Origin of the sequence: Methylocystis sp. JR02 (assembly GCF_030063565.1) — a bacterium.
GTDB classification, from domain to species: domain Bacteria; phylum Pseudomonadota; class Alphaproteobacteria; order Rhizobiales; family Beijerinckiaceae; genus Methylocystis; species Methylocystis iwaonis.
This window is the reverse complement of record NZ_JASIRC010000001.1, coordinates 2,036,264-2,060,839: the sequence shown is the minus strand read 5'-3', so window position 1 is coordinate 2,060,839 and position 24,576 is coordinate 2,036,264. Positions and strand designations below refer to the sequence as shown.

Annotated in this window: 23 protein-coding genes; 11 read left to right on the top strand and 12 right to left on the bottom strand. The window is 63.0% G+C overall.

What is annotated here, in order from left to right:
• Positions 1–26: 26 nt before the first annotated feature.
• A complete protein-coding gene (gene thrS / locus QNA11_RS09765; RefSeq protein ID WP_283482879.1) occupies positions 27–1,964 on the top strand; it encodes a threonine--tRNA ligase in 1,938 nt (645 codons plus the stop codon).
• A gap of 100 nt (positions 1,965–2,064) precedes the next feature.
• Here thrS and QNA11_RS09760 read toward each other — a convergent pair whose 3' ends face one another.
• Complete coding sequence (locus QNA11_RS09760; RefSeq protein WP_283482878.1) at positions 2,065–3,165, bottom strand: HupE/UreJ family protein; 1,101 nt, start codon at positions 3,163–3,165, stop codon at positions 2,065–2,067.
• A gap of 171 nt (positions 3,166–3,336) precedes the next feature.
• On the opposite strand from QNA11_RS09760, the gene QNA11_RS09755 reads away from it, so the two are divergent.
• The 3 genes from QNA11_RS09755 (at position 3,337) to QNA11_RS09745 (ending at position 5,884) form a co-directional block, all read left to right on the top strand.
• On the top strand, positions 3,337–4,476 hold the full coding sequence (locus tag QNA11_RS09755; RefSeq protein ID WP_283482877.1) for a HupE/UreJ family protein: 1,140 nt from the start codon (positions 3,337–3,339) through the stop codon (positions 4,474–4,476).
• 48 nt (positions 4,477–4,524) lie between these two features.
• Positions 4,525–4,959: a nickel-responsive transcriptional regulator NikR gene (gene nikR, locus QNA11_RS09750; protein ID WP_283482876.1), complete on the top strand. Its 435-nt coding sequence runs from the start codon at positions 4,525–4,527 to the stop codon at positions 4,957–4,959.
• An 88-nt stretch (positions 4,960–5,047) separates the two neighbouring features.
• A complete protein-coding gene (locus tag QNA11_RS09745; RefSeq protein ID WP_283482875.1) occupies positions 5,048–5,884 on the top strand; it encodes an outer membrane protein in 837 nt (278 codons plus the stop codon).
• Here the strand turns inward: QNA11_RS09745 and QNA11_RS09740 are convergent, their stop codons facing one another.
• The gene (locus QNA11_RS09740) at positions 5,885–7,240 is read right to left on the bottom strand and encodes a transposase (protein ID WP_283481505.1); all 1,356 of its coding nucleotides are present in this window, start codon (positions 7,238–7,240) and stop codon (positions 5,885–5,887) included. It abuts the gene before it with no gap.
• Here QNA11_RS09740 and QNA11_RS09735 point away from each other — a divergent pair.
• Positions 7,159–7,842, top strand: a complete 684-nt coding sequence (locus tag QNA11_RS09735; protein ID WP_283482874.1) for an outer membrane protein — start codon at positions 7,159–7,161, stop codon at positions 7,840–7,842. The genes QNA11_RS09740 and QNA11_RS09735 overlap by 82 nt on opposite strands.
• A 173-nt stretch (positions 7,843–8,015) precedes the next feature.
• The gene (locus tag QNA11_RS09730; protein ID WP_283482873.1) at positions 8,016–10,445 is read left to right on the top strand and encodes a TonB-dependent receptor; all 2,430 of its coding nucleotides are present in this window, start codon (positions 8,016–8,018) and stop codon (positions 10,443–10,445) included.
• A gap of 61 nt (positions 10,446–10,506) precedes the next feature.
• Here QNA11_RS09730 and QNA11_RS09725 read toward each other — a convergent pair whose 3' ends face one another.
• Positions 10,507–10,734, bottom strand: a complete 228-nt coding sequence (locus QNA11_RS09725) for a BrnA antitoxin family protein (RefSeq protein WP_283482872.1) — start codon at positions 10,732–10,734, stop codon at positions 10,507–10,509.
• A 34-nt stretch (positions 10,735–10,768) separates the two neighbouring features.
• Complete coding sequence (locus QNA11_RS09720; protein ID WP_283482871.1) at positions 10,769–11,062, bottom strand: BrnT family toxin; 294 nt, start codon at positions 11,060–11,062, stop codon at positions 10,769–10,771.
• Positions 11,063–11,233: 171 nt separating this feature from the next.
• Between QNA11_RS09720 and dnaG the strand changes: the two genes are divergently transcribed.
• The 3 genes from dnaG (at position 11,234) to QNA11_RS09705 (ending at position 16,080) form a co-directional block, all read left to right on the top strand.
• Positions 11,234–13,141 (top strand): DNA primase, encoded by a 1,908-nt coding sequence (gene dnaG, locus QNA11_RS09715; RefSeq protein ID WP_283482870.1) that lies wholly within the window; start codon positions 11,234–11,236, stop codon positions 13,139–13,141.
• Between the two features lie 209 nt (positions 13,142–13,350).
• A complete protein-coding gene (rpoD, locus tag QNA11_RS09710; protein WP_202072208.1) occupies positions 13,351–15,369 on the top strand; it encodes an RNA polymerase sigma factor RpoD in 2,019 nt (672 codons plus the stop codon).
• 75 nt (positions 15,370–15,444) lie between these two features.
• Positions 15,445–16,080 (top strand): Uma2 family endonuclease, encoded by a 636-nt coding sequence (locus QNA11_RS09705; RefSeq protein ID WP_283482869.1) that lies wholly within the window; start codon positions 15,445–15,447, stop codon positions 16,078–16,080.
• 210 nt (positions 16,081–16,290) lie between these two features.
• Here QNA11_RS09705 and QNA11_RS09700 read toward each other — a convergent pair whose 3' ends face one another.
• Genes QNA11_RS09700 through QNA11_RS09685 form a run of 4 tightly spaced genes read right to left on the bottom strand, consistent with a single transcriptional unit; the run spans position 16,291 to position 19,491 of the window.
• Positions 16,291–16,497: a type II toxin-antitoxin system HicB family antitoxin gene (locus tag QNA11_RS09700; protein WP_283484191.1), complete on the bottom strand. Its 207-nt coding sequence runs from the start codon at positions 16,495–16,497 to the stop codon at positions 16,291–16,293.
• Positions 16,498–16,531: 34 nt separating this feature from the next.
• Entirely contained in the window at positions 16,532–17,803 is a 1,272-nt protein-coding gene (locus QNA11_RS09695; protein ID WP_283482868.1) for an MFS transporter, read from the bottom strand.
• On the bottom strand, positions 17,803–18,546 hold the full coding sequence (locus QNA11_RS09690; protein ID WP_502867528.1) for a DUF1345 domain-containing protein: 744 nt from the start codon (positions 18,544–18,546) through the stop codon (positions 17,803–17,805). The genes QNA11_RS09695 and QNA11_RS09690 overlap by 1 nt, the downstream gene beginning before the upstream one ends.
• A gap of 12 nt (positions 18,547–18,558) precedes the next feature.
• Positions 18,559–19,491: a polyprenyl synthetase family protein gene (locus tag QNA11_RS09685; RefSeq protein ID WP_283482866.1), complete on the bottom strand. Its 933-nt coding sequence runs from the start codon at positions 19,489–19,491 to the stop codon at positions 18,559–18,561.
• Positions 19,492–19,879: 388 nt separating this feature from the next.
• Here QNA11_RS09685 and QNA11_RS09680 point away from each other — a divergent pair, with 388 nt between their 5' ends.
• Positions 19,880–20,167, top strand: coding sequence for a YMGG-like glycine zipper-containing protein (locus tag QNA11_RS09680; protein WP_202072213.1), 288 nt, complete (start codon positions 19,880–19,882; stop codon positions 20,165–20,167).
• Positions 20,168–20,375: 208 nt separating this feature from the next.
• Here QNA11_RS09680 and QNA11_RS09675 read toward each other — a convergent pair whose 3' ends face one another.
• From QNA11_RS09675 to QNA11_RS09660, 4 genes are all read right to left on the bottom strand, one after another.
• Positions 20,376–20,795 carry a DUF2267 domain-containing protein gene (locus tag QNA11_RS09675; protein WP_283482865.1) on the bottom strand — a complete coding sequence of 140 codons (420 nt, stop codon included), beginning with the start codon at positions 20,793–20,795 and terminating at the stop codon, positions 20,376–20,378.
• Between the two features lie 73 nt (positions 20,796–20,868).
• Complete coding sequence (locus QNA11_RS09670; protein ID WP_283482864.1) at positions 20,869–21,753, bottom strand: isoaspartyl peptidase/L-asparaginase family protein; 885 nt, start codon at positions 21,751–21,753, stop codon at positions 20,869–20,871.
• 129 nt (positions 21,754–21,882) lie between these two features.
• A complete protein-coding gene (locus QNA11_RS09665) occupies positions 21,883–22,779 on the bottom strand; it encodes a helix-turn-helix domain-containing protein (protein ID WP_283482863.1) in 897 nt (298 codons plus the stop codon).
• Between the two features lie 408 nt (positions 22,780–23,187).
• On the bottom strand, positions 23,188–23,769 hold the full coding sequence (locus QNA11_RS09660) for a helix-turn-helix domain-containing protein (protein ID WP_283482862.1): 582 nt from the start codon (positions 23,767–23,769) through the stop codon (positions 23,188–23,190).
• A gap of 299 nt (positions 23,770–24,068) precedes the next feature.
• Between QNA11_RS09660 and QNA11_RS09655 the strand changes: the two genes are divergently transcribed.
• On the top strand, positions 24,069–24,551 hold the full coding sequence (locus QNA11_RS09655; RefSeq protein ID WP_283482861.1) for a hypothetical protein: 483 nt from the start codon (positions 24,069–24,071) through the stop codon (positions 24,549–24,551).
• Positions 24,552–24,576: the final 25 nt, after the last annotated feature.

Sequence of the window (24,576 nt, the reverse complement as noted above, 5' to 3'; positions counted from 1 at the left end):
GCGAATGAGCGCGACAGGAGCGTCATATGGTTGCGGTTACTTTCCCCGACGGGGCGTCCCGTCAGTTCGAGGCCGGCGTGACGGGCTTCGACATCGCCAAAAGCATCTCCCCCTCTCTGGCCAAGCGCAGCGTCGCCATGACGCTCGACGGCGCGCTCGTCGATCTGATGAAGCCGGTCGAGAAGGACGCAAAGCTCGAATTCGTCTCGCGCGACGACCCCCGCGCGCTGGAGCTTATTCGCCACGACGCCGCCCATGTGCTGGCCGAGGCCGTGCAGGAGCTTTACCCCGGCACGCAGGTCACCATCGGCCCGGTCATCGAGAACGGCTTCTATTACGATTTCCATCGCGCCGAACCCTTCACGCTCGAGGACCTGCCCGTCATCGAGAAGAAGATGCGCGAGATCATCGCCCGCGACGCGCCGATCGTGCGCGAGGAATGGGACCGCGATCACGCCAAGACATGGTTCATCGCCAAGGGCGAGACCTTCAAGGGCGAGTTGATCGACAGCATCAAATCGGACGAGCCGCTCTCCGTCTATAAGCAGGGCCACTGGCTCGATCTCTGCCGCGGCCCGCATCTGCCGTCGGTCGGCAAGATCGGCAACGCCTTCAAGCTGATGAAGGTCGCGGGCGCCTATTGGCGCGGCGACTCCACCAAGCCCATGCTCTCGCGCATCTACGGCACCGCCTGGACGACGCAGGAGGAGTTGGACGCCTATCTGCATCGCCTCGAGGAGGCCGAGCGCCGCGATCATCGGCGTTTGGGCCGTGAGATGGATCTCTTCCATTTCCAGGAGGAGGGACCGGGCGCGATCTTCTGGCATCCCAAGGGCTGGACGCTCTTCCAGTCGCTCGTCTCCTACATGCGCCGCAAGCAGAAGGCCGCCGGATATACGGAGGTCAACACGCCGCAGGTGCTCGACCGCGTGCTGTGGGAGACCTCCGGCCATTGGCAGACCTATCGCGAGAACATGTTCGTCACCAAGACGGAGGACGAGCGCGTCTTCGCGATCAAGCCGATGAACTGCCCCGGCCATGTGCAGATCTTCAAGAACGGCTTGAAGTCCTACCGCGACTTGCCGGTGAAGATCGCCGAGTTTGGCGTCGTGCATCGCTACGAGCCCTCGGGCGCGCTGCACGGCATGATGCGCGTGCGCGCCTTCACGCAGGACGACGCGCATATCTTCTGCTCCGAAGACCAGATCATGGACGAGGCGCTGAAGATCAACGATCTCATCCTCACCATCTATCGCGACTTCGGCTTCGACGACGTTGTGGTGAAGCTTTCGACCCGGCCCGAGAAGCGCGTGGGCTCCGACGAAGCCTGGGACAAGGCGGAATCCGCTTTGTCCCGTGTGCTGGATGAGCTCGCCAAGCGCGGGTTGAAGACCGGCGTTCAGGAGGGCGAAGGCGCTTTCTACGGGCCGAAACTCGAATATACGCTGCGCGACGCCATCGGCCGCGAATGGCAATGCGGCACGACGCAGGTCGACTTCAACCTGCCGGTGCGCTTCGGCGCTTTCTATATCGGCGCCGACAGCGAGAAAAAGATTCCGGTGATGATCCACCGCGCGATGTTCGGCTCGCTGGAGCGCTTCACCGGCATTTTGATCGAGCATTACGCCGGCCATCTGCCGCTGTGGCTCTCGCCGCTGCAGATCGTCATTTGCACGATCACGCAGGAGGCCGACGACTACGCCTATGAGGTGGCAGCGGCGGCGCGTAAGCTCGGCCTCAATGTCGACGTCGACGCGCGCAACGAGAAGATCACCTATAAGGTGCGCGAACATTCGCTCGCCAAGGTCCCCGTGCTTCTCGTCGCCGGCAAGAAGGAGGCGGCCGAACGCACCATCTCCATCCGCCGCTTTGGCTCGCAACAGCAGACGCAGCTCGGCATCGACGAGGCGCTGAGGCAGCTCGCCGATGAGGCGACGCCGCCGGATGTGAAGGGGGCGGCGTAGGTCGCATATGCCGGGGGGGGGGTGCTGAGGCGCCCCCTCCCCACCCTCCCCCGTTTCACGGGGCGCTTTAGCGGGGGAGGGACAGGGAGGGGGCGTTACGTCACGCCCCCGGAATGACCCCGATGCGCTGCAGGAACCAGAAGGCGCCGGCGAGCGCGATCAGCCCGGAGAGGGCGTAGACGAGCTTGTCGTGGCGTTTTCCGTCGGTGTGGCGATCGATGTAGAACAGGATCGGCAGCACCGCCATGACGATGGCGACCTGGCCGGCTTCGACGCCGATGTTGAAGGCCGCCAGCGCCGGCACGACCGCGCCCTGCGGAACGCCCATCTCGGTCAGCGCCGAGGCGAAGCCGAAGCCGTGGATGAAACCGAAAAGAAAGGTGTTGCGCCAACGCTGGTCAATTTTGCGCGACCAGAAGTTCTCCGCCGCGACGAAGATGATCGAGGCGGCGATCAGCGCTTCGGTCAGCGACGAGGGCAGGGTGAAGATATTGAGCGCCGCGAGCGACAGCGTGATCGAGTGCGAGATGGTGAAGGCCGTGACGATCTTCACCACGGGCATGACGCTATGCGCCCAGAGGATCAGCGCGAAGAGGAAGCAGAGGTGGTCGTAGCCGGTGACGATATGCTCGACGCCCGCCTCGAAGAATTTCACCATGAGCTGGCCGGTCGTCTCCATGGGCTGTGAGAGGTCGAGCGGCGGATTTTGCGGATAGAGCATGGTCTCGCCGGCGTTCTCGCCGAAGAGCGAGACGAGATGCTTGCCCTTGGAGCCCTGGGCGGCGAGAAGCTTGGTCGCGTCGTAGAACGCCTTGCCGGTCGTCCCCGAGCAGTCGAAGCGCATGACGATCAGGGCGCTGTCCTGGTTGGTCGGGTCTTCGCCGGCTTTCTCGACCTTGGCGAGGCAGGCGCGGCCGGCCTCGTCACGCATGGCGACGCGCTTGGCGACGAATTTGCCGATCTCCTCCTCCAGCACGCCCGGCGGCGAGAGATCGACGCCGGCGCGCTCGTCCATCGTGTCCTGGAACATGCGCTCGAGGTCGGTCGCGAGGAAGCCGACGTCCACCACATAGACGCGATTTGCCTGCGGCGTGATTTTGGCGGTGGAAATATCCGGCGTATGCGCCAGCGCCGGCGCGGCAACTCCGATCCCCATGCAGAACAATAGAAGGGCGGCCAGTCTCCTCCCGAACCCGGTCATCTCGACGTTCCTCTTGTTATGGTTGGCGCGCACCATGCCAAAGCTGGGGAGGGCGGACAAGATCGCGCGCAGGTGATTCGTTTGGCAGGAGCTTGGCGCTACTGTTTGTATGATGTATTTAGTTATTCATCATACAGCGCCGCTGCGAGGCGCCAAGGAGAGCAGGCGTCCATGTTTCCCAAATTGGCTATTCTTCCAGCGTGTTTGATCGCGGCTTTGAGCTTCTCGACCCCGGCGGCGGCGCATACCGCCGACATTTCCAGCGCCCGGGTCGTGCCGGAAGGCGAGAGCAAATTCCGCGTGGACGTCGGCGTGCTGGGCACAGACATCGAGCGCATGTTCCAGGAAACCCAGGCCGAGCGCGCGGGCGTCGATCTTTCTCCGCCAGGCGTGCTGGAACAGGAGATCGGCAAATTCATTCAAAGCCGCGTCTCTTTGCAGAATGAAGGAGGCGTCACGTGCAAAAGCGAGGTGGGCTCGGTCGGGGAGGACCCGACCAATCCTTACGACGCCAAAATCGTCCTGCATGTCGACTGCGCGGAAGCGCCGGGCCAGATCTTTTACCACCCCGAGAAGCTTCTCGCCGCGCAAGGGGCGCGCGGCAAGCATCTCTTCAGCGTCGGCGAAAAGAAAGAGAGCGATCAGCTTACGGAAGCCCAGAAGCGCGGCGCCGAGCCCGCGCCGGGGCAAACGATGCTTTTTCCCGGCGACGCCCCCGTCGATCTCTCCAAGCCCTTGCTCTCGCCTTGGCAGCTCGCGCCCAAATTTTTCGCCGCCGGCGTCGAGCACATCATGACCGGTTACGATCATTTGTGCTTCCTCCTCGCCGTCGTCCTGTGGGCGACGCGGGTATGGCCGGTCGTGAAGATCGTCACCGCCTTCACGGTTTCACATTCGATCACTTTGACGCTGGCGGCGTTGCAACTGGTCGATTTGCCGAGCTACTGGGTCGAGATCGCCATCGCATTGTCCATCATCTATGTCGCTGTCGAAAATTTCTTCACCCGCAAGACAGAGGGCCGGTGGCGCGACACTTTCGCCTTCGGCTTCATTCATGGTTTTGGTTTCGCCAGCGGCCTGATCGAACTGGGCGTGCCGCAACGCGCCATCGTGCCGGCGCTCGCAAGCTTCAACCTCGGCGTGGAAGCCGGTCAGATCGGCGTGGTGCTTGTCGTGCTGCCCCTGCTTATGGCCACCGACAGGGTCTTCAACAAGGGCGAGCGCAGTCCGCGGCTTGTCTATGCGTGCTCGGCGGTCATCGCGGTTTTTGGGGCGTATTGGCTGCTGGCGCGGGTCGGCGTTGTAAAATAGCGCGTGCGTTGCTAGTTGCTTCGGGGTTCACAAGCCGGAGCAACTGCCTTGCAACGCGTGACGGTGACGATCGACGACGAGCTGATGAGCGCGCTCGATCTCTACATGGAGGCCGGCGGCCATCAGAACCGCTCGGAAGCCGTGCGCGACCTCGTGCGAGCGGGGTTGCTCAAAGAGCCCAAGGTCGATGACGACGCGCGCAATTGCGTGGCGGCGCTCGTTTATGTCTATGATCACGAGACCCGCCAACTTTCCAAGAAGCTCGTTCACGACCATCACAGCCACGCCGATATGTCCATCGCGACGCTGCATGTGCATCTCGATGAAGCGAGCTGTCTCGAAGTCTCGCTGCTGAAAGGGCGGAAATCCGAGGTCGAGCATTTCGCGAGCCATCTCATCGGCGAGCGCGGCGTGCGCTATGGGCAGCTTGTCGTGGTTCCGGCGCAGCCGGAGGATGAGGAGAAGGGCGCGACGCCGGCGTGACGTTCGACTGCTGGAAGGCTCAGGCGTCGAAAGGAAAATTAACCAAGCTTTGCAATTAAATTCTAACTCTAAAGAAGGGTTGGGATTTATGAGAAGGCTTCTGATTACAGGTTCTTTACTCTTTGCTGCCTCCGACCTCGCCCAGGCGGGACATGCGACGTTGTATAATCACCCGGCGAATTTTTCCCCCGCGCCGCTTCCCGCCCCGGTTTTCGCGCCACAAAGCGCGCCGCTCGTCACGAAATCGGGGATCGTTCCGCCGCCGGCTCCACCCATTGCGCCAAGTTGGACAGGCTTCAACCTGGGCGTCAATCTGGGCGCGGGATGGGCGAACACGAGCCTCAACGCCCCCATGCTGGGGAATTTCAGCGGCATCGGAATGTATGGCGTTACCGGAGGCGTAACGGCCGGCTTCGACTACCAATTTTCGCCGCAGATCGTCGCCGGCGTCCTTGCCGAGGGCAATTTGAACAGCACGAGCGCGGTTGGCTCTCTCGCCGGCGCCGGCGAAGCCGATTTCCGGGAAGCCGGTTCGTGGGCATTACGCGGCCGGCTCGGCGCTCTGACGTCCGAGGAGACATTGGTCTATGTTACCGCCGGCGTCTCGGAGGCCTATACGCGGCTGAGCTTCCCCAATACCGGGCTCAACGGCGGCGGCGCCACCTATACAGGACCCGCCTTCGGCATCGGCGTCGAGACGCGGCTGGATGGCGGTCTTTATGGCCGCTTCGAATATGTGCACGCAATCTACGACAGGCATTGGTTCATGGCCGGGCAGCTCGGGGCGGCGCCGGAGGCCGGCTTGGCGCGCGTGGGCCTTATCTTCAAGCCGGCGGAATACCTTGCGACGGGCGTTTCGAGCGCGCCGCCGATGCGGGAGGATTGGACAGGCTTCTATCAGCGCGGTGACGAAGTCGCAGCTTGATTAATCGGGTTCCGGAGCGGCGATGACGGCGAGCAAGGCCGGCGCGCCGCCGATGTCGGCGATGATGACGATGCCCGTGGCGCTATCTGTCCGAATAACGAACAAAAAGGCGTTTCTGGCCGCCTCGGCGCGTTCTCTTGGCGTCCCGCAGCCGACGAGGGCGCGCATCAGGACGCCAAGATTGAAGCCTGCGACGTGGATCAGATAGCGCTTGGCGATGTTCTCGCGACCGCGAAGCCAAGCCCGGCGCATGCCGCCGCCATCCAGCACATGGGCGAAGCTGCGTTCGACCAGCTCACCGCGCTTGCGCATGGCGGCGCGTCCAACGCCCGATTTCAGCCGTGCGCGGTTGGCGTAAACGGCGTCGCGCGCTTCTTCGTCTCCATGCCAGCGCAAATAGCCCTTCGCCGGCAAAGGCTCGCTGATCCGGCTCTTCCACTCGCCGTCGTCAAGGCCTTTCAAAACCTCGCGCGAATGATAGCCTTTGTCCGCGATGATTTCGCAAGGATCGTCCGGCGTCGGCGCGAGGCCGACAGCCGAGAGATTGGCCTTCGCCGTCTCCAGCGTGTCGCCAAGCGTCGTCGTATCGCCCTTGTCCGCCTCGTGGATCGGCGCGGCGACGATCACGCCTGTGTCGAGGTCGACCGCATGTTCCGGCTTGTAGGCGAGATGCGTCGTTCCGTCCTTCATCCGCGCGATCTTCGCCTCGGCGTCCGTGGCGCTCGTCCAATCGTCGTTCGAGAGCTTCTTGCCTTTGCGCTTACGGTCGAAACGCGCCAAATCCTCGGCGTTCGGCGTCGCGATCCCGCTTTCCTTCGCCATGCCCTCGAGCATTGCGCGATAGGTCTCGCCATTGTCGCGCCGCACGATGCTGCGCAGCGCCGCGTTCGCCTCCATGGTCGAGCCGTCGACGCCGATGCGCTCGCCCTTCACGAGGCCGCGCTCGGCGACGAGCTTCAAGATGAAACCGAATACCTTCTCGTGAACCTCATGCGGCAGACGCGAGCGCGTCTTCGACAGCCATGAATGATCCGGGACTTTCTCGCGCGTCGATAGCCGCAAGAAATCCCGCAACGAAAAGGAATCCGCGCAGCGCCATACGATGCCGCGTTCGCTGTCGAGCCCTTCGAAGTAGCCCACCATGTGCATGCGGAAATAGCGCCCTGGTGGCAACGAGGGCGCGCCCATCTTCGCCGCGTAGTAGGGCTTGCAGGCGTTCTCGACGAAAACGTCGAAGCCCGCGTCCAGTAGAACCTTCTGAAGCTCGTCGTAAAATGCGTGCCCCGGAGAGCGCGGCAGATCCGCCCAGCCGACAACCAGATCTTCCTGCGTCCCCGTCTCACGCCGCATCGCCATCGAACCAACCTCGGCCGAATCTCACTTGGAAACGGAATCAGTCAGACGCGACTTCGTCAACGGGCTGCTATGCCGGTCTTCAGGGCGGCTGGGGATGGAACAGCACTCGCCTCGCGGGCAACAACAATGCGTGGAAATTGGATGGCATTGGCGGCAGCGGGCCTATCGGCGGTGGGTTGATCGGCTACGAACGTCAATTCGGCGTCGGGGTGGCGGCGCTGGAGGCGGACGCGAGCGCGAGCGGGGTCAATTCGTCGTTTTCCACGCCGAACCTCAACGGAAAAATCGCCTACGACTGGGATTATTCTCTGCGCGCGCGCTTCGGGCGGCTCTTCGGCAACACGCTTGCTTTTGCGTCGGTCGGCTGGACCCAGACATATGCGAGGCTGACGACGGGCGGGCTTGGCGGCCTCACCACGTCTCACGTCTTCAGCGGCGTGCAGCTCGGCGGCGGCGTGGAGACGATGCTGACGCCGCATATCGGCGCGCGACTCGAATATCTGCACAGCTTCTACGGCAAGTATGCGAGCGTTCTGGGCTCGTCGATCGACGCGACGCCAACCGCCGGCAAAACGCGCGCGGCGGTCGTCTATAAGTTCTGATAAATAAATGGCCTGATCCTTAGAATCAGGCCATTTATTTCGAAAAGAGCAAAAGAGCTTCGTTGCAAAAAAGTCACATAAGCAACCAATCGTTTAGCCCTCATTGACAGCCAAAACATGGCGTAAGAAGCTTTTAAAAAAAGATCACACGTATAGGTTTGGCTGGGGGGCTAATGAAGCACCGTCTCACGTCCGTCTCTGTCTTCGCTATAGGGGCGGCTCTCGGCGTTTCCCCGGCTTTTGCGCAACAGGCGTTGCCGACGATCACCATCGGCCATACCCATGCCGTTTCCCATACGCATGGCGGCAAGACGCACACCCACGAAGTTTACCACACCCATGTCGTGCCGGCGCCGCGTTTGACCGTCGCTCAGCCGGCGCCCGCCGCGCCGGCCGGCCCCACGCCGCCGCCGATCACCTCCTCGAGCGAGAAATTCTTCACCGGCAAGGAAGTCAATTCCATCCCCTTCGCGCGTCCGGGCGAGGCTCTGGAGATCGTGCCCGGGCTCGCGGTCACCCAGCACTCGGGCGAGGGCAAGGCGAATCAGTATTATCTACGCGGCTTCAACCTCGATCACGGCAGCGACCTCGCGCTCTATCTCGATGGCATGCCGCTCAACATGCGCACGCATGGCCACGGGCAGGGCTATGCGGACGCCAATTTCATGATCCCAGAGCTGCTCGGCTATGTGCTCGCCCGCAAGGGGCCCTATGACGCGCAGGACGGCGATTTCTCCTCGGCCGGCTCGATCTATCTCCAATACAAAGACAAGATCGACAAGGGCTTCTATCAGTTCACCGGCGGCAGCTTCGGCTATGGCCGCGCGCTCGCCATCGCCCCCTATAAGGATTTTGCCGGCGGCTCGGCCTATGGCGCCGTCGAATCTCAATATTACAACGGGCCCTGGGAGCGCGGCGACAATCTGCGCCGCATCAACAGCGTGTTTCGCTGGCAGCGCGGCACGCAGGAAGACGGCGCGGCGGTCACCTTCATGGGCTACGCCAACCGCTGGTATTCGACCGATCAAATCCCCGAGCGGGCGGTCAATAGCGGGCTTCTTTCGCTCTGGGGCACGTTGAACCCGACGGACGGCGGCGACACCACCCGCTTCTCACTCTCGGGCCGATGGAGTCAGACTGAGGGCAATCATTCGAGCCGCGTCGAAGCCTATGTCGTGCGCTCCACGCTCGATCTCTACAACGACTTCACTTATTTCCTGTCGAACCAGAATCTCGGCGACCAGTTCCGCCAGTTCGACCGGCGCTGGATGGCGGGCGTCAATGCGCAGCACAGTATCAAATGGGACAGTTTCGGCCTGCCGGTCGAGACGCGCATCGGCCTCCAGGGCCGCTATGACGATATTCGCCTCGGCTTGCAGAACGCGTTCCGCCGCACGCCCTTCGAGACGGTCCGCAACGACGGCGTGGGCGAGGGCAGCATCAGCTTCTGGACCGATACGACCGTGCGTTGGACGCCCTGGCTGAAAACGGTCACGGGCGGGCGCTTCGATTATTTCAACGCCAACGTCAATTCGCTGCAGTCGCTCTGGGGCTCTCCTGTCGTTGCGACGAGCGCGGGCCTGCCCGCCTTTCTCTGGACGGGGCCCTTCAACAGCGGCTCGAAAGACTCGGCCCTCTTCAGCCCCAAAGCCTCGATCATCCTCGGGCCCTGGGCGAAGACGGAGCTCTTCGCCAACTACGGCGAAGGCTTCCATTCGACCGACGCGCGCGGGACGGTGCAGCGTTTCTCGACCTCGGAGCTCTCGGACCAGGATAGTTTCTCGGTTGTCGCGCCCATTCCGCTGCTGGTGAAGTCGCGGGGCGCCGAGATTGGCGCGCGCACCAAATTCATCGAGGGTCTCGATTCGAGCGTCAGCTTCTTCTGGCTCAATCTCGACTCCGAGAACCAATTCGAAGGCGACAGCGGCACGACGATATACGGCCGTCCGAGCCGCCGCTACGGCGTCGAAATCGCCAACCATTACCGTCCCGTGTCTTGGATCAATTTCGACGGCGACGTCGCGCTGGTGCATGCGCGCTATCGCGGCTTCGACACAGGCCAGGCGCTGGCCTACGCCGATCTGCTGACGCCGGAGGCTCTCCCTTACGGAACCTTCCTCGGCAATGCGCCCGGCAATTATCTGCAAAATTCAGTCGCCATAACGGCCATGGGCGGACTGGAGATCGGCGAGGCGACGGGCTGGTTCGGGGCGATCAAATATCGCTATATCGGCCCCCGCCCGCTGACCGAGGACGGCTATCTGAAGTCGCCGGCGACGGGCACGGTCAACGCCCGGCTCGGCTATCGCTGGGCGGATGGCTGGCGGTTGCAGCTCGACGCCTTCAACATCTTCAATTCGCGCTCCGACCAGATCACCTATGGCTATGGCTCGCTGCTGCCGAGCGATCCGCTCTACGGCCAGTGCCGCGCGGGCGTCGCGCCGAGCGCGGTCTGCGGCGTCGGCGTTATGGACCGCCACTTCAAGCCCGTGGAGCCGCCGGCGGTGCGCGTGACCTTCTCGGGGCCGCTGAATTTCGACGGCGGGCCGGTGACGACGTTGCCGAATTTCGCCGAGCCGTTTGGGCCGCTTGCGAAGAACTGAGGGTTGCGATCGCGGTCGCGGCTATTTGGGGAAGCGAGTCGCAAATAAGCCGCCGCCGCATCTAGGCGCGTTTGCGCTCCTGCATGTAACTGCGCAAGACGGCGTTGATGCGGCGCTGATAGCCAGGCCCTTCCGACTTGAAAAAGTCGATCAGGTCCTGGTCCAAGCGGATCGAGATGGCCTGCTTCTTCGGCGGAACGACGAGTTCCGCCTTGCTCCAGTCGATCGGTTCATATTCCGCCCAATCGGGATCGCTCGCGATCGCGGCGTCTTTTTCCGCGTCGTCCATATCCCGGATGGGTCTTTTTTTTCGAGCGCCGTCTTCAAGAGCCGTCGCTGCAAAGCTTGTTGTAGGTTTCACGTTCATTGGTCCTCGCCATTCGGGCCGAGATGATGCGCGTCCGTTCGTTCCGTTCGGTGCAGACTACCGCGACCACCGGCCCCGCCGCGGAGCCGACTGCGATCCAGCGAACCTCACCGTTTCGATCGGATGGAATCCGCAGATAGGGCCCCTCGAACACTTCAATCGCCGTTTCGAAGTCGATGCCGTGTTTCTCCCAGTTCGCCTCATTCTTTGCCGGGTCCCATTCAAAGGCCCCAAAATGGACGCCTGCCATAGATTTCACCTATGATTTTTTGCACCGGAGATGCGGCGCATATCAGTGATTTTTTTGAAAATTATCGCTTCGGAGAAGTGGCGTGGCGCAAAATCGCATATATGATCGTATATACGTCCCGCCTGGAGTCAAGTCCATTTGCCTCGACCGTTTGGGCCTGTAGAAGACAACATGCGTTTCTCTCCCTCCTTCCTCGATGAAATCCGGGCGCGCGTGCCCGTCTCCGAGGTGGTGCGCCATAAGGTGAAGCTCAAGAAGCAGGGGCGCGAGTGGCGCGGGCTCTCGCCCTTCAACGCCGAGAAGACGCCTTCCTTTTACGTCAACGACCAGAAGATGCGCTGGTTCGATTTCTCGGCCGGCAAGAGTGGCGACATCTTCGATTTTCTTACCGAATCCGAAGGGGCCTCTTTCCCCGAGGCTGTCGAGCGATTGGCGGCCATGGCGGGCCTGCCTATGCCCCTCGAAACGAACGAGCAGCGGGTCGAGGAGCAAAAGCGCGCAACGCTGCAAGAGGTTTCGGATTGGGCGGCCGAGTTCTTCCAAAAGCAGCTCGCGGGCCCTGCCGGGCGCGAGGCGCGCGCCTATCTCGATCGCCGGCAGGTCTCCGCCGCCTCGCGCGAAAAATTCCGCCTCGGCTTCGCGCCGGCCGAACGCCATGCGCTGCGCGACTATCTCGCGGGCAAGGGCGCGACGGTCGAGATTATGATCGAGGCCGGGCTCCTCATCCACGGCGACGATATTCCGGTTCCCTACGACCGTTTCCGCAACCGCGTAATGTTCCCGATCTGCGACCGGGGTGGGCGGGTCATCGCTTTCGGCGGGCGCGCCATGGAGGCGGACGCGCAGGCGAAGTATTTGAACTCCCCGGAGACGCCGCTCTTCCATAAAGGAGCCACGCTCTACAATCTCCACAATGCCCGCAAAGCCGCCCATGACGCGGGGACGGTCATCGCCGTCGAGGGCTATATGGACGTCATCGCCCTCACGGCGGCCGGGTTCGCGCATGCCGTCGCGCCGCTCGGCACCGCGCTGACGCCCGAACAATGCAATCTCCTGTGGCGCATGGCCGAGGAGCCCATCCTCTGTTTCGACGGCGACAAGGCGGGGCTCAAGGCGGCCTTCCGCGCGGTCGATACGGCGCTGCCGCTCATTGGTCCCGGCAAGACGCTGCGCTTCGTGCTGCTGCCGGATGGGCAGGACCCGGACGAATTATTGCGCGCCGGCGGCCCGGGCGCCGTGCAGCAGGCGGTGAGCCAGACCTTGCCGCTCGTCGATCTGCTCTGGATGCGCGAGACCGAGGGCGTCGCCCTCGATACGCCCGAGCGCCGGGCCGGGCTCGAACGGCGCTTGCGCGAGATCGTCGGCCAGATCGGCGATGAAACTTTGCGCCGCTATTATGGAGAGGAATTGCGCGACCGCCTCGCCCGGCTTTTCGGCCGCGCGCCTGCGACGCCTACCAGGGCGCGCGATTTCACGCCACGGCGCGGCGGGGCCTACCGTCCCGGCGCAACGGAGGCGGGGCCAGTCCGGATCAGCCAGTCGCTCGCCAATTCCCCGCTCTTTCGCGGCGTCAAGCCGCCGATCGCGCCGCGCGACGCCCTGATTCTGCTCATTTTGATGAATCACCCGGACGTGCTCGCCGCCCAGGTCGAAGAAGTGGCGGGGCTGGAGTTTGCCTCGAACGAGGCCGCCGCCCTGCGCGACGCCTTCGTGCGCTGGACCGAAACCGGCGGCGGCGAACGCGCCGATCTGATGCAACACCTTGAAGAGTCAGGTCTTGGCGGCGTCGCGTCGCGGCTCGAGGGCATGGTCGCGCATGCCGCGCTCTGGAGCGTGCGGCCGGAGGCGTCGCCTGCCGACGCCGCGGAGAGCCTGCGTCAGGCTTTGGTCTTGCATCGCCGTTTCTGGGCGCTAAATAAGGAGCTTCGCGCGGTGGAAGCCCGACTGGCGGCGAACTCCAGCGAGCAAGATTTAGCGCGTCTGAGGGATATTCAAACGCAACTCTCCGCGCTAGATGGCGCGGAAGCGGCTCTGGAGGGGTTCGGCGCCTCTTCGGGCCGTTCGACGCGCTCGCTTTGACTTTCTGGACCCAGCGCGCAATTTGAGTGTGGTTAGCGGGACTTTAAGACCCCGCGCGGAATGTGGAATACGAGCCGGCGCCTGGGTTTTTGGCCCGCGCCCGGGCAGGGGAAAGCCGGAGTTCGCGACCTCCGGCTGGCGATCGACAGATACGAGGCCTGGCCAGCAGCCCCATGAGGCGCTGCGGTCGGGAGCGTGTGGAGCTGTGTATGGCGAAGAAAGACGAAGACAAGGTCGATAATGAAGGCGCCGTGACGGCAGACGCCGCCGACGGGCCGCTTCTCGACCTCAATGACGCCGCCGTCAAGCGGATGATCAAGTCCGCCAAAAAGCGCGGCTTCGTCACCTATGCCGAATTGAACGCCGTCCTGCCGTCGGAGGAGGTTTCCTCCGACCAGATCGAGGACGTTTACGCGATGCTCTCCGAGATGGGCATCACCGTCTCCGAGGGCGAGGATCCGGACGACGCCGAGGAAGAGCAGGCCGCCGAGGAAGAGGAAGCCGAGGGCGGCGAGCTCGTCGAGAACACGCGCGCGACGGCGGTGGCCACGCGTTCCTCCGAGCCGGCCGATCGCACCGACGACCCGGTGCGCATGTATCTGCGCGAAATGGGGTCGGTCGAGCTGCTCTCGCGCGAGGGCGAAATCGCCATCGCCAAGCGCATCGAGGCCGGCCGCGAGGCGATGATCGCGGGCCTCTGCGAGAGCCCGCTGACCTTCCAGGCGATCATCATCTGGCGCGAGGAGCTCGAGGCCGGAAAGGTTCTGCTGCGCGACATCATCGACCTCGAGGCGACCTACGCCGGCCCCGAGGGCAAGGCGGGCGCGAAACCCGCCGAGGAGGAAGAGGGCGAGGGCGGCGAGATGGCGCCGGCCACCGCGCCGCGCACGCCGCCGGCAGGTCTTGCCGAGGGCGCTCCCTCAGAGGAAACCTTCGAGGAAGAAGACGACATGGAGAATTCCGTGTCGCTGTCAGCCATGGAGGCCGAGCTCAAGCCCAAGGTTCTGGAGACCTTCGCGCGCGTCGCCGACGCCTATAAGAAGCTGCGCCGTCTGCAGGACCAGAATGTCGAGAACAAGCTCAAGAACGAGACGCTGACGCCCGCTCAGGAGCGCAAATACAAGCAGCTCAAGAAAGAGATCGTCACCGACGTCAAGTCTCTTTCCCTGAACCAGAATCGCATCGAGGCGCTGGTCGAGCAGCTCTACGACATCAACAAGCGTCTCATCGGCTATGAGACGAAGCTGCTGCGCCTTGCCGACAGTTATGGCGTTGCGCGCGAGGACTTCTTCGACAAATTCCACGGCTCCGAGCTCGACCCTAAATGGGTGATGCGCGTCGCGCAGCTTCGCTCCAAGGGCTGGAAGGAATTCGTCGCCGAGGAGAAGGACCGCATCAAGGATCTGCGCGCGGAAATCCATGCGCTGGCGACCGAGACGGGCTTGGAGATCTCCGAGTTCCGCAAGATCGTGCATATGGTGCAGAAGGGCGAGCGCGAGGCCCGTCAGGCGAAGAAGGAAATGGTCGAGGCCAATCTGCGTCTCGTCATCTCCATCGCCAAGAAATACACCAACCGCGGCCTGCAGTTCCTCGACCTCATTCAGGAAGGCAATATCGGCCTGATGAAGGCGGTCGATAAGTTCGAATATCGCCGCGGCTACAAGTTCTCGACCTACGCCACCTGGTGGATTCGTCAGGCGATCACGCGCAGCATCGCGGATCAGGCGCGAACGATCCGCATTCCGGTGCATATGATCGAGACGATCAACAAGATCGTGCGCACCTCCCGCCAGATGCTGCATGAGATCGGCCGCGAGCCGACGCCGGAGGAGCTGGCCGAAAAGCTCGCCATGCCGCTCGAAAAAGTGCGTAAGGTGCTCAAAATCGCCAAGGAGCCGATCTCGCTCGAAACGCCGATCGGCGACGAGGAGGATTCGCATCTCGGCGATTTCATCGAGGACAAGAACGCCGTGCTGCCGATCGAGGCGGCGATCCAGTCGAATCTGCGCGAGACGACGACGCGCGTTCTGGCCTCGCTGACGCCGCGCGAGGAGCGCGTGCTGCGCATGCGCTTCGGCATCGGCATGAACACCGACCACACGCTGGAGGAAGTCGGCCAGCAGTTCTCGGTGACCCGCGAGCGTATCCGCCAGATCGAGGCGAAGGCGCTGAGGAAGCTGAAGCATCCGAGCCGGTCGAGGAAGCTGCGGAGCTTCTTGGATAACTGAGTCCCAGTTAGGGAAGATAATGCGAGCCTTCAGGCTCGCCGCATTTAGAAAAACGACGCCGTCCTGGCGCGCGGCGTGTTATCATCCTGCGCCATGAACCCGCATCTGCGACCAGACGCTTTGCCTCTCGTCACCCAGGCCGCCGACGGCATGCTCCGGCGGCGCTTCAGCGTGAGCGAGATCGAGGCGATGGTCCGCGTCGGCATCATCGACGCGGACGAGCGCTTCGAGCTGATCGGCGGGGACGTCGTGCCCATGTCGCCAAAAGGCGCCCGGCACGAGTGGATCAAGGGTGAGCTCAATCGTTTCTTTCAAAGAGTCGCGCCGCAGCATTTAACCGTTGCGCCGGAAACCACGCTGCGTCTCGACGCCTCGACCTTTGTCGAGCCCGATTTCTGCGTCTTTCGGCGCGACCTCGATTTGAGGGCGCTCGACGGACCGGCGGTTTTGATTGCGATCGAGGTCGCGGATTCGAGCCTGAATTACGACAAGGGCCGCAAGATCGGCATTTACGCCGCCTATGGCATTCGAGAAGTCTGGGTCGTCGACGCCTTACGAGCGACGATCTGGGTTCACCGCCATTTGGGGGCGGCAGGCTATGCGGAAATTATAGAGGCGCCGGCGAGCGCGGTGGTAACGCCGATGCTTGCGCCCGAGCTTGCTGTCCGCTTGGCGGATTTGGGCATAGGGCCGGTCGCAGAGAGCGTTTGATACGAGATCCGCTTGGTCGGTTCGGTGTCATTCCCGGCGCTCGCGAAGCGAGCGATCGGAAATTCAGAACCAAACCAGCGCTTTTGTGGCTCTGGATTCCCGATCACGCTGCGCGCGTCGGGAATGACAAGGCCGAATGCGAGCTGTTCAAACGGTAACGGTGTGACTGCCCGTCCGACCGTCGAGCCGTGAACACGGCGCGATTTCGATTCAGGCGTCGATATACTCGGCGACTGCAGCTGGCGCGGGAACCGGAAGCCCGTCCGCTTCGAGCCCCTCGATGTGGAAGCGAATGGCGTCGCGGATCTCTTGCTTAATCTTTTCCAGCGTGGCGCCCGTGGCGATGCAGCCGGGCAAATCTGGGACGTAGGCTGAGAAATTACCGGCTGCTTTTTCAATGACGATAGCGTAGCGCATCATTTTTTCCTTATGCCGGGCTATCAGCTTCCAGCTACCTTCGCATCTTCTCTCCCGTCTCGGGCATGGTCGCATAAACAACCAGCGATACGAAAATCGCCGCGCTCGCATACCAATAGAACCAGCTCTCATGGCCCTGCGTTTTGAACCACAGCGCCACATATTCGGCCGAGCCGCCGAAGACCGAGACGGTCGCCGCATAGGGCAGGGCGACCCCTGTCACGCGGATGGCAGCTGGGAATAATTCGGCCTTCACCACCGCATTGATCGACGTGTAGAGCCCGACGATCAGCCAAGCCACGCAGATGAGGGTGAAGGCTGTCCAGGCGTTGCGCGCGTCTTGGATGGCGGCCAGCAGCGGCGCGGTGCATAATGTTCCGAGCAGGCCGAAGGCGATGAGCATGGGGCGGCGTCCGATCCGGTCGGAGAGCGCCCCATAGATGGGTTGCAGCATAAGCGCGAAAAGCAGAGAGCCCGCCGAAATCCATGTGGTCTCCGCGGCGCTCAGCCCCGCCGAGAGCTTGAGGAATTTCTGCATATAAGTCGTGTACACGTAGAAAGCGATCGTGCCGCCGAGCGTCAGCCCCACGACCGTCGCCGTCTCGCGTTTATGCGAGAGCAGCGCGTGTAGCGAGCCGCGCGCCTTCTCCGCGCGCGCCGCTTTGAAGGCGGCGGTTTCGACAAGATCGCGGCGCATCAGCAGAGCGACGATGGCGAGAAGCGCGCCGATGGCGAAAGGAATGCGCCAGCCCCAAGCGCGCAGCGCATGGTCGTCGAGCAAGACATTCTGCAGCACGAGCAGCACGACAAGGGCGAGGAGCTGTCCCGCAATCATCGTGACATATTGGAAGCTCGCGTAGAAGCCACGCTTCTCTGGCGTCGCCGTCTCGGCAAGATAGGTTGCGCTCGACCCATATTCGCCGCCCAGACTCGCGCCCTGCAGCAGCCGCGCGAACAGCAGCAGCGCCGGCGCCGCCGCGCCGATCGTGGCGTAGGTCGGCGCAAAGGCGATGATGAGCGAGCCCGCGCACATTAGAAGCACGGAGAGCATCAAAGCCGCGCGCCTGCCGCGCCCGTCGCCGATGCGTCCGAAAATATAGGCGCCGATGGGGCGCATGAAAAAGCCGAGCGCGAAGACGCCCGACGCTGAAAGCATCTGCGCCACGGGATCGTCGCCGGGAAAGAAAGCGTCGGCGAAATAGAGGGAGAACGCCGAATAAACGTAGAAGTCGAACCACTCCACGAGATTGCCGATCGAGCCAACGAGAATGGCGCGGATGCGCGCTTTGTCGTCGGCGCAAAGCATCAGACGAATTGGCTCGCAATATTCACCATCAAAGCGAGGATGGTGGTGTTGAAGAAAAACGAGACGACGCCATGCATGAGCGCCACGGCCCGCATCGGCCGCGAGCAGATGTTGACGTCGGCTGTCTGGCAGGCGACGCCGATGACGTAAGAGAAATAGAGGAAGTCGATATAGTGCGGCGCGGGCGTGTTCGGGAAGTTCAGGCCGCCGCGCGACGGCGAGGCGCTATCCGACGCATGGGCTTCTTCACTGTAATATTCGTGGGCGTAATGGAATGCGAAAATCAGATGCATGAAGGTCCATGAGGCGACGACGGTTGTCACCGCCAACGCAATATGCGCGCCTTTTTCGTCGGCGAAGAGCATCTTCGACTGCCCAAGCTCTGCGATGATGGCGCCGATCGCCACGAAGGTTGTCGTGGCGGTGAGGAAAAGCACGGCGCTGCGGCCTTCGTCGGAAAGCTGGGCGCGGCGGCGGATCGACTCATGCGTCGCGCGTAGAATGATCCGCGCCGCGGTGAGGAGATAGAGCAGCACGGCGATATCCCAGCCGATCAGCGCGCGCGTCACGAGCGCAAATTCGGTTGGAAGCCAGTCGATGGCGACCTCGGCTCGATCGATCGCTTGCGGGATGGCAAGCCCGGCGGCGGCGCCGATCGCGCCGCAGACGGCAAGCCTGTCGTGCGCGCGCAGCACTCGCCACGGCGCGAGAAATGGCGACCGGCGCGGCTTCGTTTCGCGCACGGGCATGTCGTTTCAGTTGCGCCGTGCGGCGACGAAGCGAGCGGCTTCGGCGAGGATTTCGGTTTTTTCCGCCAGCCCGGTGTCGGCGAGCGCGGTTGTCGCTTCTTTCACGAGCGTATCGCAGCGCGCCTTTGCGCCGTCCAATCCCAGAAGTCCGACCAGCGTCGCCTTGCCGCGTTCGGCGTCCTTGCCGGCGCGCTTGCCGAGCGCGGCGCTGTCGCCTTCGGCGTCGAGAATGTCGTCGGCGACCTGGAACGCCGCGCCGAGCGCTTTGCCGTAACGGGTGAGCGCCGCCGCCTGCGCGGCTGTCGCGCCGCCGAGAATGGCGCCGGCGTCGACGGCGAAGCGCAGCAGCGCGCCCGTCTTCATCGCCTGCATCTGCAGCGTCTCTTCGATGGTCAGAGGCACGGCCGCCGTCTCGGCCGCGAGGTCCAGCGCCTGGCCGCCGACCATGCCGCCGAGCCCCGCGGCGCGGGCGAGCGCCAGCACCAAAGCGGCGCGCAGAGCAGCGTCGGCGTGGGTCGCGGGATCAGCCACGACGTCGAAGGCGTAGGTCAGCAAGCCGTCGCCGGCGAGAATGGCGGTCGCCTCATCGAAGGCCTTATGCGCGGTGGGGCGGCCGCGGCGCAGATCGTCGTCGTCCATCGCCGGGAGGTCGTCATGGACGAGCGAGTAGCAATGGATCATCTCCAGCGCGCAGGCCGTGCGCAGCGCGCTCGCGCCTTCGACGCCAAAGAGGCGCGCGCTCTCGATGACGAGAAACGGCCGCAGCCTCTTGCCGCCGCCCAGCGTCGAATAGCGCATCGCCTCCAGCAGGCGCGCAGGGCGCGTAATCTCATCCGGCAGCGCCGCCGGGCCGAGCAAGGCGTCGAGCGCGGCTTCCGTCGCTTCGGCGGCGGAATCCAGGCGGCGGCGAAACTCTTCGGCGCGGTGGGCGGCGTCCATTGGCTATCCTTTGCAACTTAAGGGGTGCGCCCCTGCTACCAAATTTGGCGGACGAGCCCAAGCCCTCCGCCCAAGCCGACCGAGGCGGTCGCCGCCGCAAAGGCGCCCGAAAGGCCAAGTTAGAATGGCCCCCGGCGGAAACAAACGGCCTGTTGTATTTTCGCGACAGCGACGCGCGGAGCTTTTCTTTAGTCTCCCGTCGCGCCAGAGGCATCGCTGGCGCATCACCCGCGCGGCGGGTCGATCGAAATGTCGCCAAGCTGCGCGGCGGGTTCCTGGGCGTTTGCGTCGAAGACTCGGTTTCGCCGAAGAGTTCAAAACTTGGTTTTGGCGACGACTTGCGGCCGCCGCGCCAGGCGCGCGCGGTCATTCCCGAAAGGAGACGGATATGAAAAAGATTCTGCTGCTGACGGCGGCGATCGTTGCGGCGCCGCTCGCCGGCTGCAACTCGCCCACCGACCGCGCGCTTGGCGGCGCGGCGATCGGCGGCCTGGGCGGCGCCGGCATCGGCGCGCTGGCCTCGGGCGGAAGCGCCACCGGCACGCTGGCGGGCGCGGCGATCGGCGCCGGCACGGGCGCGCTTGTCGGCGCCGCGACGGCTCCGGCGCCGCGCTGCGCCAAATGGGGCTATGACTATTACGGCCAGCGCGTCTGCGTCGCCTATTATAACCAATAATACCATTTCCGTTTGAACAGCTCGCATTGGGGCTTGTCATTCCCGGCGGGCTGAAAGCCCGACCGGGAATCTAGAGCCGCCAAAGCGCCGGTTTTGCTCTGGATTCCCGATTGCTCGCTTTGCGAGCGTCGGGAATGGCAGCGAACCAATCAAGCGGATCTCATAATAAGTTACGAAGGCCGCGCGGCGTTTGCCCGCGCGGCCATGTTTATCCGTTTGGCCACAGGAATTGCGAAAGGCCCGGAATAGGGTCGGTCATCACGCGCAGCTTCTCCTTGCCGATGACGAGCTCCGCGCCGCCGAAAATCTCATGGGCGAGGCGCTTGAGTTGATCCGCCGAGAGGCCGAGCGCCGAAAGCTCGGAGGTCAGCGCAAGCATATCGCCCTTGGCGCCGCCCATCAGCCCGCCCATCCCGCCGAGCACGCCGCTCAGCAGGCTCTTCTTGCGCGGCGCCGCCTCGGCCTCGGCGATGGCCGCTCGCGAGCCCGGAACGCCGTCGATCAATTCGTCGGCGGGGCCGTTGGGATAGCGCTTGAGGAGGAAGCCGAAGACGTGGCCGACCGCAAGACGCGCAATGGCGGGGTCGGTCCCGACGGAATTGGCGATATGGGCAATCCACTGGTCCATAAAGTTCTCCAAGATCGACAGTCTGGGAGCCTTCTCGCGTGCCGAGGCAGGAGGCGCAACCATTGGGCTGGCGTCAGCCCGCCGCGACGGCGATTTCGCCGTTCTCGAAAGAAGCCCTGAGCATGCCCGGGGTCGAATAGGCGGCGCCGCATCCGCCGTTGCGATCAACGATGATCAGGCCGCCCGAACCCTTCACTTTTCTCACGAGATAGGCAATCGCGGCCGTTGCTGCGTCCGTCGCGGTCATGCCTTGCGTCTCCACGAAGACGGAGGCGACGCGCGCCAGCGAGGTGCGCAGGAATTGCTCCCCGATCCCCGTGCAGGAAACAGCGCAGGAGTCGTTATCGGCGAAGACGCCCGCGCCGATCACCGGCGAATCGCCGATCCGGCCGAACATTTGATTGACGAGGCCGCCCGTCGAGGTCGCCGCCGCGAGATTGCCGGCGCTGTCGCGCGCCACCGCGCCGACAGTTCCGAGCTTGCCGTCCTCTGTCGCAGCGTGATCGAGCGTCGTTGCGCTGTGCGCCTTCGCGCGGGCGAGCTGCGCTTGCCTCTCGGGCGTGAGAAAATAGGCGTCTTCTTCAAAGACCGCGCCCTGGTCGCGGCCGAAGCGTTCGGCGCCTTCGCCAATGAGGAAGACGTGCGGCGTCCGTTCCATCACGAGCCGGGCGAGCAGGACCGGATTGCGCACGCGTCTGACGCCAGCAACGGCGCCGGCCGTTAAGCCGCGTCCATCCATGACCGATGCGTCGCAATAGACGGCGCCATCCGCGTTGAGCACAGAGCCACGGCCAGCGTTGAAGAGCGGATCGTCTTCGAGCAGGCGCACACACTCTGTCACAGCGTCGAGCGCGGAGGCGCCTTTTGTCAGCAGGTCGGCGCCGGTTTCGACAATGGCGCGCAGCGAGGGAGCGAAGCGCTCGGGCGCGCCTATGGCGCCGGCGCCGCCATGGATCATCAGTGAGTAGCCCATGTCGTAAGAATGGCGTCTCCTGCGCCGCCCGGCAACGCCGGATACTCGCGTTCGCAAGTTTTACGACATGGCGCTAGCGAGGACGGGCGCTAGCGAGGATGGGCGCTCGAGCGTTCAGTCGCTGGGATAGTCTTCGGGCTCCACCACCGCGCCATGCGGAGCGAGGGGCGTATATCGACCATGCTTGGCGCGGCCCTGCCTCCTTATCTCGCGCGGCGATGCGCCGAAGCGTTTTTTGAAGCAGCGATTGAAGTGGGATTGGTCCGAGAAGCCGACCTGATAGGCGATGTCGCCGATGCGGCTCGTGTCGAAGCAGGAAGAATTCAGCATGCGGAGGGCGGCGGTCAGACGGAGCTCCTGCAAGCGTTCCGAAAATGATTTTCCGCTTTGCTTGAGAAGCGCATGCACATATCGAACGGTGATCGACAGGTTCCGCGCCACCCTCCTCGGTGAGAGCTGCGGGTCTGTATAGTTCCTCTGAATTTCCCTTAAAATGTTGCTCATATGCTTCGCGGGCAAGCCCGTCAGCCCGGGTGGCGCCGTCCGATCCTCGCAGGCGTTCAGCAGGTAGGAAACGCTGTCGATCACAAATAACTTCAGCGTCGAATCGATCAAACGACTGGTTTTTTCGTCGATTTCCTCGTTCTTGACGCATGTATCCAAAATGCCGTCGGTGACGCTGTCGAGCAGTCTCAACAGGCAGGCGATTTCATTGTCGGACGCGGCAGGGTCGTATTTCTTGTGGTATGCATGCTGTCTGGATTTGTTTTTGTCCTCGACGCCGATCACCCGATACAGACAGGAGGTCCGCGTCCCCGCCAGGCGGCTTCTCTCCGCGCTCACAATCCGGCTCAGATCAGTTGAGAGATGCACGAGCTTAGCTTCTGGATGCAAGGCGGAAACGTACCAGATGCGGTTCTTTCCGGATGACGGAGGCAAGCTGTCGCACAGCTCCGCTTCTCCTCGCGCAATGAAGAAATCCCCATTGGTGGCTTTGCTGAAATAATTCATCGTTACGTCCGCCGTCTATTGCCGCGCTCCGCGGTAAAATGTCGACGCGCCACGCCCCGCCAGGGGCGGGGTCGGAAAAATCCGGGCGACGTCCTTCTCCATAGAGAACGAATGTCGGAGCGGCATTGACCTGTCTCAAGATTAAATGTGTAGATAAGGCTCAGGTCAAGAGAATTATAATAGTAAACAGCTTGGATGCGTCCTTTATTTGTTTGTCTGACGTATACATTGATTGTGAACGCGGCGATTAATATTTTGTTTTGGCATGCGAATGCGTCTGTATTTGAGTTTTCCTCGGGACAGGGCGTGCTTGTGCTGTCGCCGGCTCTCTTTGACGATGGCCTGTGCGAGCGCCGGCGCGCGAAGCTACAAATAGCGGCCTGGCCCGATTGGGCTTCCACGCTCATCTCATCTGGGATCGTCGGCCGATTGCGTGGTTCGTGCGATCCGTCGACCATCGGAAGCCGCTTTGCCAAAGGTCCTCCGATACGCGTGAGCGAAGTGGGCCGAGTCGAAAAAGCCCGATGCGTGGGCGGCCTCGGTGAGAGAGGCCCCCTCGGCGACTTGACGCCAGACGCCGCGCAGCCTGCTCCAGGCGCGATACCGACGAAACGGAACGCCGATCTGTCGCGTAAACAGGTGCTGAAAGCGAGAGGCGGATAATCCAACCCTCCGCGCGAGCTCGTCCACCGGTGTCAGATCGAAATAACGTGCGTGGAGCAAATCGACTGCGGCGGAAAGACGGGGATCGATGAGCGCGGCGTTCGATGTTTTCTTGGCAAATACCGTTACGTCGGACAGCGCATCTTCAAGCCACTGCACGCTGGATGAGTCCTCATAAAACGAGCGGAACAGCGGGATTTCGGCCGAGTCGCCGATCAGCGCGCGGTTGGTCTCCGAAAAATTGCGAAGAAGCGGAGACAGGACCCCCGACGCGCCCAAATTCGGCTCCAAATAGAGAGCGGCGAAAGGCTCTCCGGCAAAATCCAATTCATGCGAGACGCCCGGGGGGATGATTGCGGCGCGGCACGTGAGCCAAGGGCCGCCTTGCAAGCGCAAACGAAACTTCCCGTAAAGGCCGGCCAAAAGAACCGGCGCGCCGCCCTGGTGATCGCCGAGATAGGCTGTGGCGCCGGCCCAGAAGGCGCAGCCCCTCCCGACGTGCAGAATTGGCGCTGGCTGCTCCACTCCCGCAGCACGTTTATACAAGCGCGTCGCATCCGCCATCGATAATCTCCTCAGATCGCAATTCGACGCTGAAACGCGTCGTCATTTAAAGAAGGCCAAAAATGCGGATTACTTTTCTTTTAGCGTTTGCCGGCCTGTTGCTGGCAATCGCCCTTACGATCGCCTGGGTTTTGGCGGTAACGCTGTTCTTCCCGCACGGGCAACTCGCAGGGCTCATTGTCGATCGCAACAGTCTCATCAGATCGCATATAGACTACCTGATGATGGCCCAATTCATATTTCTCTTTGCGCTGCTTTTCCGGCAGTATTCAATCATTCCGCCGTGGTGGGTGATGGGCGCTAGCTGTTATGGCGCTTTCTTCAATCCCCTGGGATTTCTGAAGTGGGCGCTAATTGCGAAGCCCCCTGCAGACGCGCCGCCGATCGAGCCTCATTTCTCGCTTCAGGGCGCGGCGACTTTCACCTGCACGACGGTCGGATTTCTTGCAGCCGTCGTGCTCATAATCGGAGCTGCATGGCGATCATCAAAGGCTAGGAGCGAGGCTTTCGCATCGCAAGCCCGCGCGGACGCCAGCGCTATTTAAACCCGTCCGCCGCCGGCCAAAGGAC